This is a genomic window from Oligoflexus sp. (genome assembly GCF_035638955.1).
Taxonomy (GTDB): Bacteria; Bdellovibrionota_B; Oligoflexia; order Oligoflexales; family Oligoflexaceae; genus Oligoflexus.
Genome location: NZ_DASQYZ010000048.1, coordinates 64654 through 82218 on the forward strand (window position 1 = coordinate 64654; position 17565 = coordinate 82218).

Consider the following 17565-nt stretch of genomic DNA (forward strand, 5'->3'; position numbering starts at 1 on the left):
AAAGGTTGTGTCATTCTACCTCCCTATCAAGCTTCTACAAATCCGTATCTCTTCTTGCAGATCACCCAGAATGATTCGCAATACGTTTACTTTGGGGCCCAAGATAGCTTGCGAAAGGGTGAGCGAATTCCACTCCAAGCACGAAGTCAGCCAAGGTTTGAGTGGAGTTGCCCCTTGTCCGTGGCTACGTCTGCATCAAGTGTCCAGCTGGCCTCTGAAATGGAGTCCGTGTCTTCCAGTCCTTATGTGATGCGCTATCGCTTGAATCGGAACGAGACTGTAGTATCCGAGCACTGGCTCATCCAACCCCAAAAGATTGAAATCACTTTACAAGAGAATGGAAAGAAGCTGGAGGACGGTTCTTATCAGCTCCAAATGGACCTGTTTGATATGAACCAACGCAACCTTTGGGAACAGCCTATTCGCAGCAAATCCTGTGAGATTGCCATCGACCGTGAGGCTCCCGCCAGGATTGATCCGGAATTAGGTAATGTCGCCTTCAACCTACGGGAGCAGACCTTTTCGGAGGTAGAGCCCGGTCGGCCTGTCTATTTTCCGGCAGCAGCCACCTTTAATGGGGATATCTATTATTGCCTGCTGCAGCTGGATGATAATGGAAATGGACTGTCCAAGGACTGCGATGAGACAGAAAAATTCACGCGTTTGGTTGCGAACGTCTTCCTGCCCACGTCAGGCCTCTGGCAGCTCCAGTATTTTGCCCAGGATCGTGCCGGGAATACGAATGCACTTTCTTCACGCAGACTTGCCATTGTGGATGGAAAGAACATAGCGAATCTTCTCCTGCGTATAAAAACGTCCATTCTGCTCCTTACCAGCAGTCCCTTTGAGGCTCTAAGCTTAGCTATCAAAAACTTTGTGGAATATGCCGGTCTGAAGACGATGATCGAAAAGGAGCGAGTTCGTCGCGAAATTCATGCCAATGTTTTAACCACTGGCTTGCAGGATACCCCGCGCAGAAGGAGTTTGCCCGAGGAAACTGTTATGAACATGGGGATTGAGCCGAAGACTGGAGATGTTCTATATCTGACCGATGCAGGAATTTTGAAGCGATTAAGCTCGGCTGATATGCAGCTGCTCTATGAGTTGAATCTCAACGAAACAGCACCGATTCTCGTTCCTATTATGGAGCGTGTGTATGCCTTTGAAGGCTCTGCTCTAAGAATACGGAATCTTAAAGGTGAGTTGTTACAAACCCTTGATCTGGGTCGTGAAGTCACCATAAGCAAACACAAAATTTTGGAAAACCGCTCGGCCATTTTGTTTTTCGGGGACGCGGATTGGATTGTGGTGGACCAAAACGATAAGTTGCTCAGTCAGGCGACCGGAGAGACTCATTTGCAGGACGTTAGCCTGCTGGATGATGCCAGGGTTCAAACGCTCACCAAAAGCGACTCGTACCAGTTGATTCTAAATGGTGAGAGGCCGGGGTCGGTCACGATTGATCCAGGCACTTGTTTTCCGGCGGAGCATCTGGAAACATTGCCGATAAGATTCAGTCCCAAAGGGAGGTTCGTAATCGCAGAGTCCAGGGGACGCATAGCCCTGTGGGACGCAGACGGTCAACAAGTCGAGTGCGCTTACAAGGATAAAATTTGGCTGGATCAGCACGAGAGAAATGGAATTGTAATCGATGAGATTGACGAGCGTAATGCCAACGAGAAAAAATTCTATCTCGATATTATCCAAGTCAAAGACCATGAAGCAGAAAACGAATCCTCGTTTAGTGATACAATATACGGCTCTGACGAGCTTGAAGGAAGCGTTAAAAACATTACATTTTACAATAATTATTATGTGATGCAGTACTATGACGGCTGGACCAGAATTGTCGATTCCGATGGTAATGTGGTGGCTCAGGTGCAAGGGCTGATGAGCGGCGACAACCCCCTTCAAATTGATCCCAGCCAGGGACGCATTCTGTCTCTCAGCACGTCTGGCGAACTTCTGGAGTGGCAGCCATTTTCCCAGGCGGTTCAGAAGTTTGTTAAAGAATGGCCGAAAAGCCCCCAACGTAATGCATATCAACTGAAGTTCTTTGATTCTGCTTCACTCTTAAGAGTCAACGAAAATCTTTATTTCGCAGGCGCATTGAACGAACCTTGGCGTTCGCTTCGGGAAACCAGCGAAAGTATCGGTCAATTCGCAGGAAATGCGCAGCAGGGGCGTATTTCGTTTTTCCTTGGTGATTGGAATGGCGGAACTTTTGAAGTTTGGGATACGTCGAATACCAAGCCACTGTTTTCTCTACCTTTGGAAGGAGAGGTGACCCGTCTTCAGTGGATAGGGCGAACGGACGAGGTTATGATTTTAGACAGTCGAAATGAGCTACGTTTAGTGAAAGAATCAAACGGCGTCTATCAGGCTCAAATCCTGGATTTTTGCAATGGTTCTGTCACCCAGGATATATCGTTCGATAAACTGGGAACCCAAATGGTTGTATCCTGTCAGGACGGAGTCCTGAGTTTTTTCAGAAAGAGCCTTTCTGAGTGGGAGCTTGTCCATTCCTTGAAGCTGGACAAGTATGCGGCAGTGTTGAAGATGAGCCCCCAAGGTGATGGGGTATTTTTTACCGACGAGCCGTCCAAGATCGGTCCGGTCAGATATTGGGATTTAAATGAGGTTCGAACTTTGGCAGAAGGCAGCGCATTTGATTTTGAAACCAGTCAGGTGTCTGAAAGTGGAAATAAGTTTTTTGCCTTGGGTGGATATGGTGTCTACCAGATTAGTATTCATCAAGCCGAGGTCTTGAATATTGCGCCATTCGATGGATACATTGGGGGATTTCATTATATTGAAGAGCAGGACATCCTAGCTGTTCATAAGGGAGAACGGTTGATTGAATTCCATGATAGCACTGGGGCGGTCATGGCAACGATCAAACCGCCCCGCTTGGATAACCCCAGGCGAACATCCTACATTTTCGATTTTGTGTGGTTTGGAAATCAGCTGAGAGTTGCCAGCTTGGCTGGCATATATAACTATGAACTTGGACCGGCTGAGATTGTAGCCAGACATTGCGAATTGTCTGGCACAAATCTCGATCAGGACTGTAAGGCGAGAGGAATCAATTTTCCCAATCGTTAATACCGTATTTCTCGAGGATCTTTTTCAAGCGACCATCTTTACGCATTGTTACTACGGTATCTCCAATAAGCTTGGCATACTCTTTACCCTTCGGGTCAGTTGGTCCAAAAGCGACGAATATTTCGTCGCTCTTAAGGCAACCCGCGTTGCGATATGTATTCTCAGGTAGTTTTTCTGAGTAGAGATGATTTTTTACGACGCTATCGTCTTCGACAAAGGCCTCGAGTCGCTTGGCTTTGATTTTTTTAATGTTGAGGGCCAAGGAGCCATCGCCAGGCACAGTTTGAATGGCGCTGTTGACGTCCAAATCATTTTTACTTTTTTTGGCAGCCAGCTGCATCGTGCCTTTTTGTTTTTCCTTTTCTTTGAAGTAGTCTGAAACATATTTTTCAAAAAGTTCGCCATACGTATAGCCTTCAATCGCACCGATTCTGACCTTCTTCAAGGACTCCACATCGGTAAAGTGCCAAGTCGAGTCGGGAAGCGTATAGAAGCAGTTTTTTGTCCGGCCGATTGGAACGGTCGGGAATGTAAAATCAGGAGCATCGTTCTTGGCTGAACCGATGATGCCATTGATAATTCCCTTGCGGCCGCGATCGATAGCTTTATTCCATGAAATATTTTTGTACTCAACGTCCATCCCAATGCTATCAAACGCAATTTTTGCGACCTCGACCATATAACCAGGGTTTTTGCTGGCTTCTTCACAATTGAAAGGGCACCAAACATCAGCCTGCAGCTTGACCACACCACGGGGTTCTGCAGCCATCACGGCAGAAGAAGTAAGAAAGACTATAAGGCTAATGAAAACCTTCATAATGAACCCCAGGTAGAATTTTGAAGTTATGGGCCTATTATACTGTCAGGTTATGACACTGTCTTGTTTCTGTGAAGAATTCTCTGTATCTGGGTGATTTTCCTCTGATTCAGTGGATAGTATAAAACCAGAAGTGCACCCCCGATGAAAAATAAACCAACCCCAGGTCCAAAAAGCAGCGCGAGACCTTTGAGAGTCTCTGTTGTAGGTTCCTTGCCGGAGACAAAGCCAATCGCGTGCAGGAGAAATCCAGAAAGGCCAATGGCAATGGCCCGGGCAATCTTGGTGCCGAGCTTCCAGATCCCAAAATAGCTGCCATAGTCCGCGCTGCCGGTCGTGACCGCTCCGTAGTCCACAGCATCGGTTACCATGACCTCCAGCAAAAACACCGACCCCAGCAGCAGGCCGCCGATCACGGCCATAGCCAAGGGGCCTTGCATGTCACCAGGAGGAAAGAGAGGGTAGGCGATGGCACCGGATACACCCATGAGCCCGACGCCCCAGGCCAGAAGTTTGGTCTTTTCAAAGCGGCGGCTCAGAAGATTCCAGCCGATGATGCTGGCTATGATGATGAGGGTGAAGAGGACCAGCACCTGTTCGATCGCCTTTTCATCCAGCTTCAAATACAAACGATAGTAATAAAGCGCTAGGCTGGAATTAATCGCCTGCCCAATGGTAGCCAGGATAAAGGCCGAGATCAAAATCAAGAAGGGTCGATTCTTCCATAAACCCCGGAGCATCACCAGTGGATGTTGCTGTGCCGCATGACTTTCGCCGTTCATCTCCCGATCCACTCGTGCACTGGATATTACGGTAGCCAGGGTGGTAAGCACGACAAAGGCTCCCAGGGCCAGGGCGCTGTGGAAATACGCTTCCCAGGAGTTCCCATGGCGGGATAGGAAAAATCCAGGAGCGGCAATTCCGGTGAGCAAACCAATCGTGGTAAAGAAATAGCGCCAGGCGAAGATCCGCGTTCTACTTTTTTCGTCACGGCTCAAATCCCCACCCAAAGCGGCATGAGGCACTCCAATCAAAGTCATGGCGGTATTGAGCAAAAGGTAAAGGCCACCCACCGCAAAATTGCGACTTAAACCTTCCATGGCTTTCAACTGCGGCAGGAATAAAGACGCAAGCAGTAAGGGGAGGAGAACCAGGCCCACAAGGAGATAGGGCGTACGACGGCCCCAGCGCGAGCGGGTACGATCCGATAACCAGCCCGCGATGGGATCGATCACACCATCCCAGAGGATGCCCATGGAAACGAGAAGGCCAGCCAGCGCCGGGGGCAGGAGCAGCTCGTTGGTCAGGTAGAAGAGAAAATGCAGCCGAATGAACGTCTCGGTAGCCGACAGGCCCCCTTCAGCTGCTGCATAGCCACACTCCCGCCAACGGGCAATGGCCATCTTATTTGACTTTACTGAAGAGGTAGTGGCTCACATGCCACTCATTGCCCTGACGGAAGCCCCAGAGTTCCGCGCAAGCCAGGAAGAAGATCTTCCAGAAATTCCACCACTTCTGGGCTTCATCCTTATAATGGGTCTGGAAGATCGCCATGATTTCCTTTTCGTGGGCCTTCATGTTGGCCAACCAGGCTTCTGACGTCTTCTGATAATTCTGGCCGTTCACGACCCAGTGTTGATCCACCCGCAGGTCCCTATTGAAATAGAACAAGAGGTGGTCGCTCGGCATGATGCCGCCGGTAAAGAAGTTACGGGTCAACCAGTCCGAAGCATCATTATCTTCAAAAAGGTAAGCGAGGTTTTTATGCGTAAAAATATGCACAAAAAGCTTGCCTTCGGGTTTCAGCCAACCTGAAATCCGACCCAACAGTTTTTCATAGTTGCGCATATGTTCGAACATTTCAATCGATACGACGCGATCGAATGTTCGAGTCATTTCCAGTTTATTCACGTCCTGGGTGATGATTTCCAGATTCTTGATGCCCAATTCCGCAGCGCGCTTCATAATAAATTGCCGCTGAGGACCGGAATTGGAAACACCAGTGACCTTGCAACCAGGAAAGCGTTTGGCGGTGAACAGACTGAAAGAACCCCAGCCGCAGCCTAACTCCAGGATTTCCATTCCATCCTGAATACCAGCCCGCTGCAGATAAACCTGGAGCATATTCTCTTCAGATTGGCTCAAATCCTTGGTGGAAGAGTCCCACAAGCCGCAGCTATACTTAAGCCAGCGGCCCATGACCATCTGAAAGAATTCAGGCGGCAGTTCGTAATGCTGCCGATTGGCTTCGGCCGTTTCAATGGCAATCGGCGAATCCTTGAGCTGCTTGATCAGTTGATTGAGATGCTCCTGGCTCATGGCCACATCATGCTTCGACTCGTCTGCGATACGTTTACGCAGCAGCTGCTGAATGCTCAGGCGGATCACGGGTTCGGGTATCAATCCACGACGTAAAAGGGCTTCCATAATAGACTCCGTAGCAGGGATTCAGTCCGGCTGATGATTATTGGGACGGGTCATACCAATCTGCGCAACAGTGATATTGCGCATGCTGAATGCCGCTTCACAATAGGCGAAGTAGTAGTTCCATTTGCGGCGGAAGGCCTCGTCAAATCCAAGCTTTGCAATGCCTGGAAAGTTCCTGTTGAAGTTATGCTGCCATTCCCGCAAGGTTCGTGCGTAATCGAGGCCCATATCCTTATAATCGGACTGAATGAAGCTCACGTCGTCCTGGTTGGAGGCTTCCAGCAACGCGGACATCGACGGCAGAAGCGAGCCCGGGAAGATATGTTTTTGGATCCAATCCACGCCGTTTTTAAAATCTTCGAAACGGGCATCAGGGCTCAGAATCACCTGATGCACCATTTTTCCAGACGGTTTTAACCAGCCATCGCATTTTTCAAAGAAGGTGGGCAGGAATTCGGCGCCGACCGCTTCGAGCATTTCCACGGTAAAAATGCGATCGAATTGCCCGTAGAACTTACGATAGTCCATGTTCTTGATAGTAATCAGATGTTCCAGGCCGCGCTTACGGACCTTTTGCCGGGCATAGGCAAACTGCTGTTCCGAAATGGTCAGTGAGGTGACCTCGCAGCCATAGGTCTCGGCCAGATAGCAGGAAAACTCGCCCCAGCCGGTGCCGATTTCAAGAATCTTATGATGAGGTTTGACGCCTGCCATCTCAGCCATGCTTTGGAGCTTGCGACGCTGGGCCACAGCCATAGGCTCCGGGGCCTCGCTTGCATACAGCGCGCTGGAATAGGTCATGGTCTCATCCAAAAAGCTGGAAAAGAATTCGTTGCCCAGGTCGTAGTGGTTGCTGATATTTTTGCGCGAACCATCGATACTGTTCTGATTCAGGCTGTGGTGAATCTTGTTCACGGCTGCCATGGCATTCACCAAAAGATTGCGAATGTTGGAGCGGCCGCCTGACATCGAAGGCATATCGTAAAGATTCAGAATGAACCAACGAATCACCTTGCCGATATCATCCGTATCCCAATCCCCGTCCACATAGGATTCACCCAGACCAATGTCAGTGGCGAGGACCAACTTGCGAAAGAAAACAGGATCATTCACCGTGATGCGAGCGCTGACTTCGCTGCTCTGGCCCCAGTGATATGTGCGACCATTCTGGATATCCTCAACGACCATACGACCCTTGGGCATTTTCGAGAAATGCCGGGCCACCAGCGCCGCAAACAGTGAGGGGCTTTGTTCTGAAGCCTTACGTAATGTGTCGCTTATGATCTTTGTGTACATAGTAGTCCCTCTGCTGTTCAGGATTTTCCTCTTTTTTCAGATAAGGAATTCTCTTGATCATCAAACGTAATGCATGCCAATGGATGGCTCCCATCACGCGAATGGGAGTCAAAGGCATGCGAAACAAATAACCCAGAAGGTTCCAGTCGCTGACCGGATGCAGGTTCCCTTGCATACTGGCGAACAGTATGGGTTCCTTGCCTTTCACAGTTGTAACTTGAACTTTAAGAGTATCGTCATTTCGTTTGATGTCAAAGACAAAGTCGGCATCGTGTTCAATAAACGGCGAAACGTAGTACTCTTTGGGAATGCGCTTCAGCAGATGCCCATCCTTTCCCAAAGGGCCGAGGTAGTAGAGCTTGGCCTCGCCGAACGTATTGTCCACTTCTGCCAGGCAGAGAGTTTCGTCAGGAGTTTCCACAAAGAAAACGCTAATAGGATTAAAGTTAACGCCCAGAGTTCGCAGGTGGGCAAAGACCGTTACCCGTTCCACCTGGACGTCATAACCATGATCCTTGAGCCATCCCTTAATATTGCCTTTAATATCCGGCTGCCCATAATTGACGAAGTCACGGGATCCCAGGCTATAAAGGGAACGGCCCTTGGCCGAGAATGTCCAAAGATTCTGATCCAGCTGCGGAATTTCATCAACATCGATGAGCCCATAAAAAACGCGATACGTAAAACGATGCGTTTCCCGTTTTCGTAAGCGTTCGTGGACAACCAGGGCATTCACCAGACGACTCCGCAGGGCGGGGGCTGGTTTTACCATGGTTCTCTCCCCAGCAATGTACGGGACAGATTCACAGCGGACATAAAAGCATCCTCATGAAAGCCATAGCGGAAGTAGCTTCCGCAGAAATAGAAGGGATCGGGGCTTTCATTGAGTTCGTGCAGACGCTTTTGAGCTTCGATCGCGTCGGAATCAAACAGAGGGTGGTGATAACTGATTTTGCGATGAATTTTGCCCGGATCAATGGGTCCCGGTTCATTCAACGAAACGAAGTAGTTGACCTTGTCCGAACAGCCTTGCAGCCGGTTCATCCAATAGATCGTGGTCGGTGCCACCTGGCCCTGATCGGCGGCATCAATACGGTAGTTCCAGGATGACCAGACGCCCTTCAAGCGAGGCATGACTTTCTCATCGCTGTGCAGGATGGTGGTGTTTTCCTGATAGTGAAAGGCGCTCAGCAGTTGCTTTTGTAAGGGTTCAGGCTGGGCCAAAAGCTTCAGGGCTTCATCGGCGTGACAGGCCAGCACCACCTTATCGAAGGTTTCGCGCGTCCCGTTCTGATGTTGAATGCAGACACGTCCGTCGTCCTGCAAACGAATGCTTTGAATGGTTTGGTCCAGGCGGATGCGATCTTTAAAAGGCGCAATCAGGCGCTGCTTATAGGCTTCGCTGCCGCCATCGACGGTATACCACTGGTGTTGCGTGCTCAGGCCCAAAAAACCATGGTTATGAAAGAACCGCAACAGGGTCTTGGCTGGGAACTGCCGTATTTTGTCCGGAGGCGTGGACCAGACGGCAGAACTCATTGGAATCAAATAGCGGTGAAAAAAATCGTCACCGTAGTCCTTGGCTTCGACCAGATCAGAAATGGTCCATTGATCGTAACGGGGATCCTTCAAAATCTCGATCGCGTCCGTATTAAAACGATCGATGGCCAGCAGCATACGGATGAAGCCGATATTCATGAGGTTACGGCGTTGACGAAACAGGCCGTTGAGGCCCGTGCCGCAGTATTCCAGGCCGGTGGGACTGTGCCGCACGGCAAAGCTCATGTCGGTCTTCTTCATCGGCACGTCCAGTTGATGAAAAAGCCTGAGGAGCATGGGATAGGTCACGTGATTGAAAACCATGAAGCCTGTATCGATGGGAACCGAACGGTCGCCTTCCTTTACAAAAACAGTATTCGTGTGGCCCCCGATGTAACTGTTTTTTTCAAAAAGCGTGATGGCATAATCTTTTTGCACCAGATGGGCCACGCCCATCCCGGCGATGCCGGTTCCAACAATAGCCAGGCTCTGCATAGACGATTGACTCCTATGGCTTCAATGCGCTGGCTCCGCCCCTTGGGGAACCAGCAGCTCTTTCGGCGGTACTTTTACGTCCCACACAAGGCCGAATAGTTCCATAAACTTCAAAATCATGAAGCTTGGATCAAACTGCCACCAGGTAAATCCCTGACGAGCGGAAAAGGGATAAAAGTGATGGTTATTGTGCCAGCCTTCACCCATTGTGATCAAGGCCAGCAATGCACTATTCCGACTATCATCTTTAGTATTATAAGGACGTCGGCCGAAAACATGCGACAACGAATTAATTGTAAAAGTTCCGTGCCACAGCAGAATGCTGCTGAGGAGAAAGCCATACACAAATCCAGGAAGACCCCAGATGGCGAAGATCAAAACCGCCAAGGACATGGGCGGCACCAGATAGTGACGATCGATCCAATCAATTTCAGGAAAGCGGGTTAGATCGCTGACCTTGCTGCGATCGATCACGCGATTTTCTTTTTTCAAAACCCAACCCAGATGAGCTTCCCAAAGACCCTTCTGCCGAGGCGAATGAAGATCCTTGGGCGTATCGGAATGCTTGTGGTGATGCCGATGGATCGCAGCCCACCAAATAGGTCCGCGCTGGATAGCCGAAGTGCCTATCCAAGCCAGAGCAAACTGAACGGGGCGTGAGGTTTTAAAGCTTTTGTGCGAGAAATACCGGTGAAAGCCAGCCGTGATGCCGAACATTCGCAGGTAATACATGGCAAAGCACAATCCAAGCAGACTCCATTCAAAGGGAACCAGCAAAAGGCTGGCAAGGCCTAAAACATGAACGATGATCAAAGTCAGACCAGCCGGTTTTTGGAACTTACGCTTCATTTTTCCCGCCTTGTGTGTGGGACAGTTGGGGGTACAACCGTTCCGGTTTAAGGAAATGTGACGCGTTCATTATTTGCCATTGGTCCCCGACTTGTACATGGATAGCAGCAGCATTTACAGGACTTTGACGTAAATGATGTCAAATTGCCTCCCCATGACTGGGGAGGCGTGTACGCTTCATTAAATCACGGGGCTGGAGGCAGGAGCACCTTGTTGATCACATGGATCACACCGTTCTTGGCTAGGATGTCCGTTTGCAGAATTTTGGCATTGTTAATATAGGCTTCGCCGCTTTTGAGTTCCGGCGCCAGGAGCAGATTCGCACTCGCCGTCGTCAGTGAGGCACTGGCCAGGACGTCCTCCGCTGGAACCGCACCCGGGACGACATGATAAAGCAGAATCGAAGTCAGCTTGGCTTTATCAGCCAAAACCGCGGTCAATGTCGCCTGACCGAGTTCAGCAAAGGCTTCATTGGTAGGGGCAAAGATCGTGTAAGGACCCTTTTTCAGAGTGTCCACCAGTCCTGCCGTCACGACAGCTGTTTTCAAAGTCGAAAACCGAGCGTCTTCCACCACGATGTCGACCAGAGACTTATCCGTCGCAGGAGGCAGCAGCACCGTGTCGATCGCATGAATGACGCCATTATTCGCCACGATATCCGTATTGATAATCCTGGATGAATTAATGAACGCTCCATCCTTATTGGCAGCAACCTTCAAACCGAATTCATTGGCCGTCAGCAGGTCCTTGGACGCCAGAACTTTGTCTGCTTTCAAGGTGCCGGGCACCACATGATACAGCAAAACCCGTGTCAAAGCCGCTTTGTCATTCAACAGTGCATTCAGAGCCTCAGTCGGAATTTTAGCGAACGCCTCATTGGTTGGAGCAAATACGGTGTACTCACCTTTTTCGAGCACGCTCACCAGGTCCGCTTTTTCCAAAGCCGCCTTCAAGGTCGAGAAGCGCGGATCGGCAACCACTGTCCCTGCCAGGCTCAATCCAGGCGTCATCTGGCTCTGACCCACCGGCGCTGGTGTGCTTTCGTCATCATCATCGTCCGAGTCACAGGCATATCCGACCAGAAGCGAAGCGGCGAGGATCGCAGGCATGAGACGGATTTTACGAGAAAACATAAGGACCTCCGTTGGGATAAAAATGACGACCATAACCCTTTACGTTTTCCTGCCTGTTTCATTATGCACAACTTTTGACAGGAAAATATCTGTGCACAAATAACGATTAGCTTGAATACCAAACTCTGTCAACAGGTTTCCGATATCGCTTTCATACCAACGTCTTCATAGCAAACAACCTTATCACCGCCATAACAACACATCATAATCTGTATACGGATACGCAAAACCCCCAACAAAACAATCGTACGCTGAAATTTATCCAGTGCGATCAACTGTTTCCTTTTCGCAAGACGTACGCTTGTATACGGGTATATTCTTTAAAATTCATTATTATGTAATAATTTCGGCATGATAAAAAATATAAACGAATTTGTATTCGAATCATGCGTAGCATCTTGTATACGCTAATCAGCTAGGGTATATAACGATCGAGTTTGAGCCTACAACCAGGATGGTCACACTATGGAAACAGAAAGTCGCAAGGTGTTGCGTGATGTCACGCACCGTTATCCGCCCAGTACATTCTACAGTTGCAGTGATTTCTTTCGGACTCTCCACAAGCAAACCAAGAACGAGACCCGCAACTATTCCTATCGCCAGCTGTCTGTCGACCTGGGTTTTTCCGCAACCAATCTTGTGCATCTCATTGTGCAAGGAAAGCGGCCGGTCACCGAACGCGCTGCCGGCAAAATCGTCGATGCGCTGGATTTGAGGCGTGATGAGCGTCGTTACTTTCTGGCCCTGGCCCGCCTCACCCGGGACAAGTCATCCGAAGACATTTCAAAGACATTCCGGGAAGCTCTGGAAATCCGCAGCGGGATGATCACCTCACGGCTCGAGCAGGATCAGTTTTCCTATTACAGCGAGTGGTATCACGCCGTCATCCGCGAGATGGTGATGCTCGAGGAATTTCAACCCGATGGTCGTTGGATAACCTCGGTGATCCGCCCGTCCATTACGGCAAAACAGGCGGAAGAATCCCTCGAACTCCTGCAGAAGCTCAATCTGATTCAAAAGGATCCCGAGTCCGGGCGCTTTGTGCAGACCAATCACATCATCTCGACTGGCCCTGAAGTGATGAGCCTGTCGGTTCAAAAATTTCACCAGGAATCGATACCGCACGGCCTTGAGGCCATGGTCACGACACCACCGGACCTTCGTCACATTTCAGCTCTGGTGCTTTCTGTTTCGGCAAGTCAGTTCGAGAAAATCAAACAAGAGATTGAACTCTTTCAACAAAGGCTGTTAGAACTTGAGCGGGATCGTACCCAAGGGAATCCCGACCGCGTTGTACGCCTCAACATGCAGCTCTTTCCCTCCTGTTTGATGTGAAAGGATGATCACCATGCACTCCCCTCGGACCCCGGCACGCGCAGCGACGTTTGTTATTCTCCTGCTCAGTGGTTGCGGAACACAAATCGGCAACCCCACGGGTTCAGGTCTGATTCGGGTGACGGACAACGCCAGTACTTTGAATACACTGGTCAATGCCGCCTTTCTGCAAACGGTCGATGGGATCAATATGGGCGATTACGCTTATTCACGCCTGGAGAGTCGTGTTTCGACGGATCGGAACTGTGATGCGCAGGTAGGCAGTGGGATCTCACTGGTGGATAAGGCGGATTCCCGGCATTCGGTTATCGATGAATCTGCAGCCTGGTATGCAAAGTCCGATCTGACCATCAAGCGCAGCTATCAGGATGCGTGGACCCAGAACGGGGAACTTCTGGCATGTGATACCACGGCCCGGGTCCTGCGCTTCCCACACGAGCTCCTGGAGCAGGGCACCGTCCGCCTCGAAAGTCAGGTGGACGAGGAACTGTCACGCAGTCTTTTCCTGACCGAGAAAAAAGAGAAGCAGGAGCTCCAGCACAATCTAAGTTTCAAGAAAACCGGCAGGCGGACCTTGGAGTTTATGAATTTCGCGGAAAAAGGCAGCGAGGTCACCCTGGTTGCCCAACTGAGCAACGAGGTGGAGAGCACGATCGCGCTCCCTTCGGAAACCGGAGTGGAGTCCGCCACCCTCCAACTTCAGGAACGTTTCCCTCTCGAATTCTCCGTTACCCTGGACCAGTCGAAGCAATGGACCCGCTATGTGATTCCCAGCGGACGGCAGGAATTCATTATTCCCGCCAGTGGCGAAGTTCTGCGCCTCGAGTTTCGCAACGTGACCTTAAGCCGCGAGGGTGGATGTGTTCCCATAGGCGGTCAACTCTCCGCGACCGTGGTCCGTCCCAATGAATCCAATATACGCTACAGCATGACCTTTCAGCCCAATTCGCCTTTGATCATGAAGCGTGACGGTGGGACCGACTCTCTGGTCCTGGCACCCTTTGCCTGCGTTCTGAAGGAACGTTAAGCCTGGCGGTCCATCCGGCCGACCTGACCCAAGTCAGGTCCACGTTTTCACACATGTCCCGGATCCGGCACAATGATCGTCGCCACATGCGGCTCGACCATCGCTTCATAGGGCACCTTGCCAAGACTGATACGGCCCCGATGCAGCATGTGATGCTTGCCAAAAATCAGCACACTGCTTTTGGTCTCCACCGTCAGCCGATGAATCTCCTCGATAGGCACTCCAAACCGCACACTGGGACGGTATTTATAGTCCTGGGTCATGCCTGGATCCAGCTCTTCGATCCTTTGCTTCAGAACCGCTTTGATGCCGGCCTTGGTTTCCTCGATATACACGTGACTATCAAATTCCGGGTTGCTGGGAATGTGGCCTTCCAGCATCGCAATGCGAATCTTCTCGACCATATGGTTGATTTCCCGATAGCTCATCGGATTGACGTGTGCATGAACGAGGTGATCCACATCGATGGACCGGCAGAAACCGATCGCCCCTCGCAGTGCGTGGGCACCGTCTTCCTGGAGATCATCCGCCACCAGGACACTCAGGGGATGATTGAGAAAATCCATGGGCCGATCCCCCGGCACAACCATGACCGGGTGCCTGGAATGGGCCATCATGGAAAGGGCGGTGGACATGCCTCCAAAAAAACGCGGGTGCCGCTCCCGGTGAAAACCGCACATGATCAAGGACGCCTTGGCGTTTCGTGCGACCTCTTCAATGGCATCCTCGGGATAGTCGCGAAAAACCCGGGTTTCACAGACGACATTGCTCGGCAAATTATCCTTCAGTGTATCAATTTTGTTTTGGGCCATCACGAGTTCCGCGTCGCTGGTTTCCTGCTCGACCTCTTCATAGGGCAATGCGAAGCCTTCGCGGGCCAGAGAATAGCTGCGATAAGGTTCCCTTGCATGAACCAGGATCAACTGCGAATACGTTCTTTGCGCCAGGGACACGGCTGATTGAACAATATGATCCTCGCGGTCATTCAGGGAAAGACCGACCACGATGGTGGTATGAGCACTGAATAGTTCAAGCATGGCTGCCTCTCCTCGTTTTTCATGGGGGACATCGTGTTTGTGCCCCCAGTCTAACCGCTTCCTGCGGGAAGGCCAAGGCACGAGCGATTGAGGGAAAGTGCGCACCAAAGAGCAGGAAAGCCCGCAAGAGCTTGGAAAAAAGGCTGGTTAAGGGCTTGAAATAACAGGAAAGGACGACGGCATGATAGTTGCTGTTCAATTCCATGGAACACTCACATGTTCTGCTGTCCGACTGATCCTTCACTCAATGAAGACATGGTCGAGGAAAAGGCCTGGCAGCATGTAGCGTATATCCGTCCCAACAGGTTGAACCGGGAGCTTGCAGCTTCCGGTTCATTTTGTTTTATTCGGCGTGAATGGAATCCAGTGCAACAGATTGTGAAGTACCGGAGTAATCTGTGAGCACCACAACACTGACGGGTGTTGGCAGCTTCTGAAACTGCTGGTCCTTGTTGCCGGTCAGCTCCTGGGTGCGGCCCAGGCCATCGATCACCACAACCTTGTCATAACCATCCTCAACAGACATGGTTAAATGAAAGCTGACGAACGCGCCCTGCTCCCGGGTGAAGTGTACCAGGTCCTTTTTCAACTGATCGGCAAAGGGACCAAATTGTAAGGACTGGGGAACCGGACCTACAGACAGACTTTCGGCTATCAAGGACAGGGCGTCCGGCACAGGCAGGTAGCTGCCGTAGTTTTCGCTGTTATCTGCATCCCCGTTGTGCACACCGATAACTTCCAGAGTGGCTGCATTGAGGACCGGACTGCCGCTATTGCCAGGGAGTGTATCACATCGGTGATGGAAAATTTGTGACTGAGGATCATTCTCCAGAGTCGCGATACAGTTGGCACTAACGCTCAGGGCGCGGCCTTTGGGATAACCCACCACAATCGCCTGAGCCGTAAACTGCATGCCTCTAGGATCGCGTTCCAACGCCACGGCTGTAGCTGGAATGGGATCCACCTGTAGGAGGGCATAGTCAGCCTCCTGGTCGTATTTATAGTCGAGAACCTTCATGCAGCGGGAGCGCTCTGTATTGTTATTAGCATCAGCCAAAACTCCCCACGTAATATCCATCGAATGACAGGATGCCTCCACGGGGTTGGCTGCCAGATCCTGCACGCAGTGTCCGGCGGTGGCGACCAGGCCATTGCCTAAATGAAAGGCTGTGCATCCACCGGTCATGCGACCAATGGCAGGAAAATCGTTCTTCAGTCCCTGATGGGGCAGGGGGGTGTCGGCCTCAACTTCAACCATCGAATCCTGATCGATGATGGAATGTGTGACTGAGTTTTGGGCTGCCGGCTGGCAGGCGGTGATCATAACGATTGCGCATAAAGACATGGCATAACGGATCATCGCATCCACCCTCAGTTGATTGCAGGACTGCTGCTTAAACGTTTAACTATGGATTTGTTATGAGTAAAACGTCGCGGTAAACTCAAACTAGCATTAAATTAGCCAGCCAGTCAACTTTCGGAAAAGGGAGGATGCCGCCGAAGCGGCATATATTGAAGAAACCTTAGGGGATATTGATGAAGCGATTCAAAGAAGTGCCGTTGATCGTGCGGACGTGGATCAGACCTTCACCCTGGAAGGGTTCCTGAAGACCAACCGTGTAATCGAAAGAACGATCGGCGGGCTGTGAAGCACACACGTCTGTTGTCACCAGCTCAGCGATGGGTTGCACCACGAGCACATCCACGGGATCACGCACCACCCTCACTTCACGGATGACCATGCAACCGATGAAGTAATGAGGAAAGTGACCTTGCAGTTTCAAGGACTGCTTCCCTGTTTCGCGGTTGACGTCAATGTAGGCATTTTCCACTGTTGCGAAGAGGTAGTCATCAGGTGACTCCGTTTTCCGACGTGCCACGGAAATACTCTCCAAAACTTCGGGATTTTTCGCATAAACGACTTGATAGCTGCCTTCTTCAAGCTGGCCCAGCGGAACGGCTTGAATAAAAGGTGTCAGGCTTTGGACACAGTATTCATCCTGCTCCACCACACTCGTCGCGGAAATTGTCACGCGACGCTTGGCCTGATCAACCTCGGCTGTGGCGGTTCCCACGCGATGGCAACCATCAGGGAAAGTTCCATGAATCACGACTTCGACATTATCGTTATCGTCAAATCCCGACGGGACATAGATAGCATCCACAGGCGCGTCCACTAGAGCAGGCTTATTATTTTGAGCCTGAACGGTAGCGCCTACTGTCATTCCAAGACCAACAAGGAGATTAAGCGTTTTCATTTTGTGTTCTCCCAATAGTATCCGTGAAAAAGGCCGAACCTGAATGTGAATCAGCAAGGACCATACCACCGGTGATGCAGTGCAGTTTCTCTAAAGCTCGTGGAATAATCCAATAATCAGGAACGCCTTTGGGAATGGTTCATAAAAAGCAGGACATTTTGGAAAGCACCAAAGGATTTGATTTGCCGGCCAGTCCATACTTTAACTTTTTCCTCGTAATTTCCGAAGAATCATGGGTTGATGAGGA

General features: G+C 50.6%; 14 protein-coding genes. 3 read left to right on the forward strand and 11 right to left on the reverse strand.

Translation table 11 applies throughout. The annotated features are described in order from the left end of the window. The first annotated feature begins 174 nt into the window (after positions 1–174). Positions 175–3105 carry a hypothetical protein gene (locus VE954_RS04685; RefSeq protein WP_324950173.1) on the forward strand — a complete coding sequence of 977 codons (2931 nt, stop codon included), beginning with the start codon at positions 175–177 and terminating at the stop codon, positions 3103–3105. Here VE954_RS04685 and VE954_RS04690 read toward each other — a convergent pair. The 8 genes from VE954_RS04690 to VE954_RS04725 all read right to left on the reverse strand — a co-directional run bounded on the left by VE954_RS04690 (position 3086) and on the right by VE954_RS04725 (position 11661). After that, a complete protein-coding gene (locus tag VE954_RS04690) occupies positions 3086–3922 on the reverse strand; it encodes an ABC transporter substrate-binding protein (RefSeq protein WP_324950176.1) in 837 nt (278 codons plus the stop codon). The two genes, VE954_RS04685 and VE954_RS04690, sit on opposite strands and share 20 nt — an antisense overlap. A gap of 50 nt (positions 3923–3972) precedes the next feature. After that, positions 3973–5325: an MFS transporter gene (locus VE954_RS04695; RefSeq protein WP_324950178.1), complete on the reverse strand. Its 1353-nt coding sequence runs from the start codon at positions 5323–5325 to the stop codon at positions 3973–3975. A gap of 1 nt (position 5326) precedes the next feature. Beyond that, the gene (locus VE954_RS04700; protein WP_324950180.1) at positions 5327–6349 is read right to left on the reverse strand and encodes a cyclopropane-fatty-acyl-phospholipid synthase family protein; all 1023 of its coding nucleotides are present in this window, start codon (positions 6347–6349) and stop codon (positions 5327–5329) included. Positions 6350–6370: 21 nt separating this feature from the next. Beyond that, complete coding sequence (locus VE954_RS04705; RefSeq protein ID WP_324950183.1) at positions 6371–7645, reverse strand: cyclopropane-fatty-acyl-phospholipid synthase family protein; 1275 nt, start codon at positions 7643–7645, stop codon at positions 6371–6373. Next, complete coding sequence (locus VE954_RS04710; protein WP_324950185.1) at positions 7611–8417, reverse strand: DUF1365 domain-containing protein; 807 nt, start codon at positions 8415–8417, stop codon at positions 7611–7613. Before VE954_RS04710 ends, VE954_RS04705 begins: the two co-directional genes overlap by 35 nt. Then, positions 8411–9679 (reverse strand): NAD(P)/FAD-dependent oxidoreductase, encoded by a 1269-nt coding sequence (locus VE954_RS04715; protein ID WP_324950187.1) that lies wholly within the window; start codon positions 9677–9679, stop codon positions 8411–8413. Before VE954_RS04715 ends, VE954_RS04710 begins: the two co-directional genes overlap by 7 nt. Positions 9680–9700: 21 nt before the next feature. Further along, positions 9701–10528 carry an acyl-CoA desaturase gene (locus tag VE954_RS04720; RefSeq protein ID WP_324950189.1) on the reverse strand — a complete coding sequence of 276 codons (828 nt, stop codon included), beginning with the start codon at positions 10526–10528 and terminating at the stop codon, positions 9701–9703. A gap of 185 nt (positions 10529–10713) precedes the next feature. Beyond that, positions 10714–11661, reverse strand: a complete 948-nt coding sequence (locus VE954_RS04725) for a fasciclin domain-containing protein (protein WP_324950191.1) — start codon at positions 11659–11661, stop codon at positions 10714–10716. Between the two features lie 465 nt (positions 11662–12126). On the opposite strand from VE954_RS04725, the gene VE954_RS04730 reads away from it, so the two are divergent. Together VE954_RS04730 and VE954_RS04735 are read left to right on the forward strand one after the other, a co-directional pair. Beyond that, on the forward strand, positions 12127–12996 hold the full coding sequence (locus VE954_RS04730) for a TIGR02147 family protein (protein ID WP_324950192.1): 870 nt from the start codon (positions 12127–12129) through the stop codon (positions 12994–12996). A gap of 13 nt (positions 12997–13009) precedes the next feature. After that, positions 13010–14023: a hypothetical protein gene (locus VE954_RS04735; RefSeq protein ID WP_324950194.1), complete on the forward strand. Its 1014-nt coding sequence runs from the start codon at positions 13010–13012 to the stop codon at positions 14021–14023. A gap of 47 nt (positions 14024–14070) precedes the next feature. On the opposite strand, the gene VE954_RS04740 is transcribed toward VE954_RS04735, so the two are convergent. The 3 genes from VE954_RS04740 to VE954_RS04750 form a co-directional block, all read right to left on the reverse strand. Continuing rightward, positions 14071–15060 carry a universal stress protein gene (locus VE954_RS04740; RefSeq protein ID WP_324950196.1) on the reverse strand — a complete coding sequence of 330 codons (990 nt, stop codon included), beginning with the start codon at positions 15058–15060 and terminating at the stop codon, positions 14071–14073. A gap of 343 nt (positions 15061–15403) precedes the next feature. After that, positions 15404–16420: a serine protease gene (locus VE954_RS04745; RefSeq protein ID WP_324950198.1), complete on the reverse strand. Its 1017-nt coding sequence runs from the start codon at positions 16418–16420 to the stop codon at positions 15404–15406. Between the two features lie 163 nt (positions 16421–16583). Further along, positions 16584–17318 (reverse strand): hypothetical protein, encoded by a 735-nt coding sequence (locus VE954_RS04750; protein WP_324950200.1) that lies wholly within the window; start codon positions 17316–17318, stop codon positions 16584–16586. Between the last annotated feature and the right edge of the window lie 247 nt (positions 17319–17565).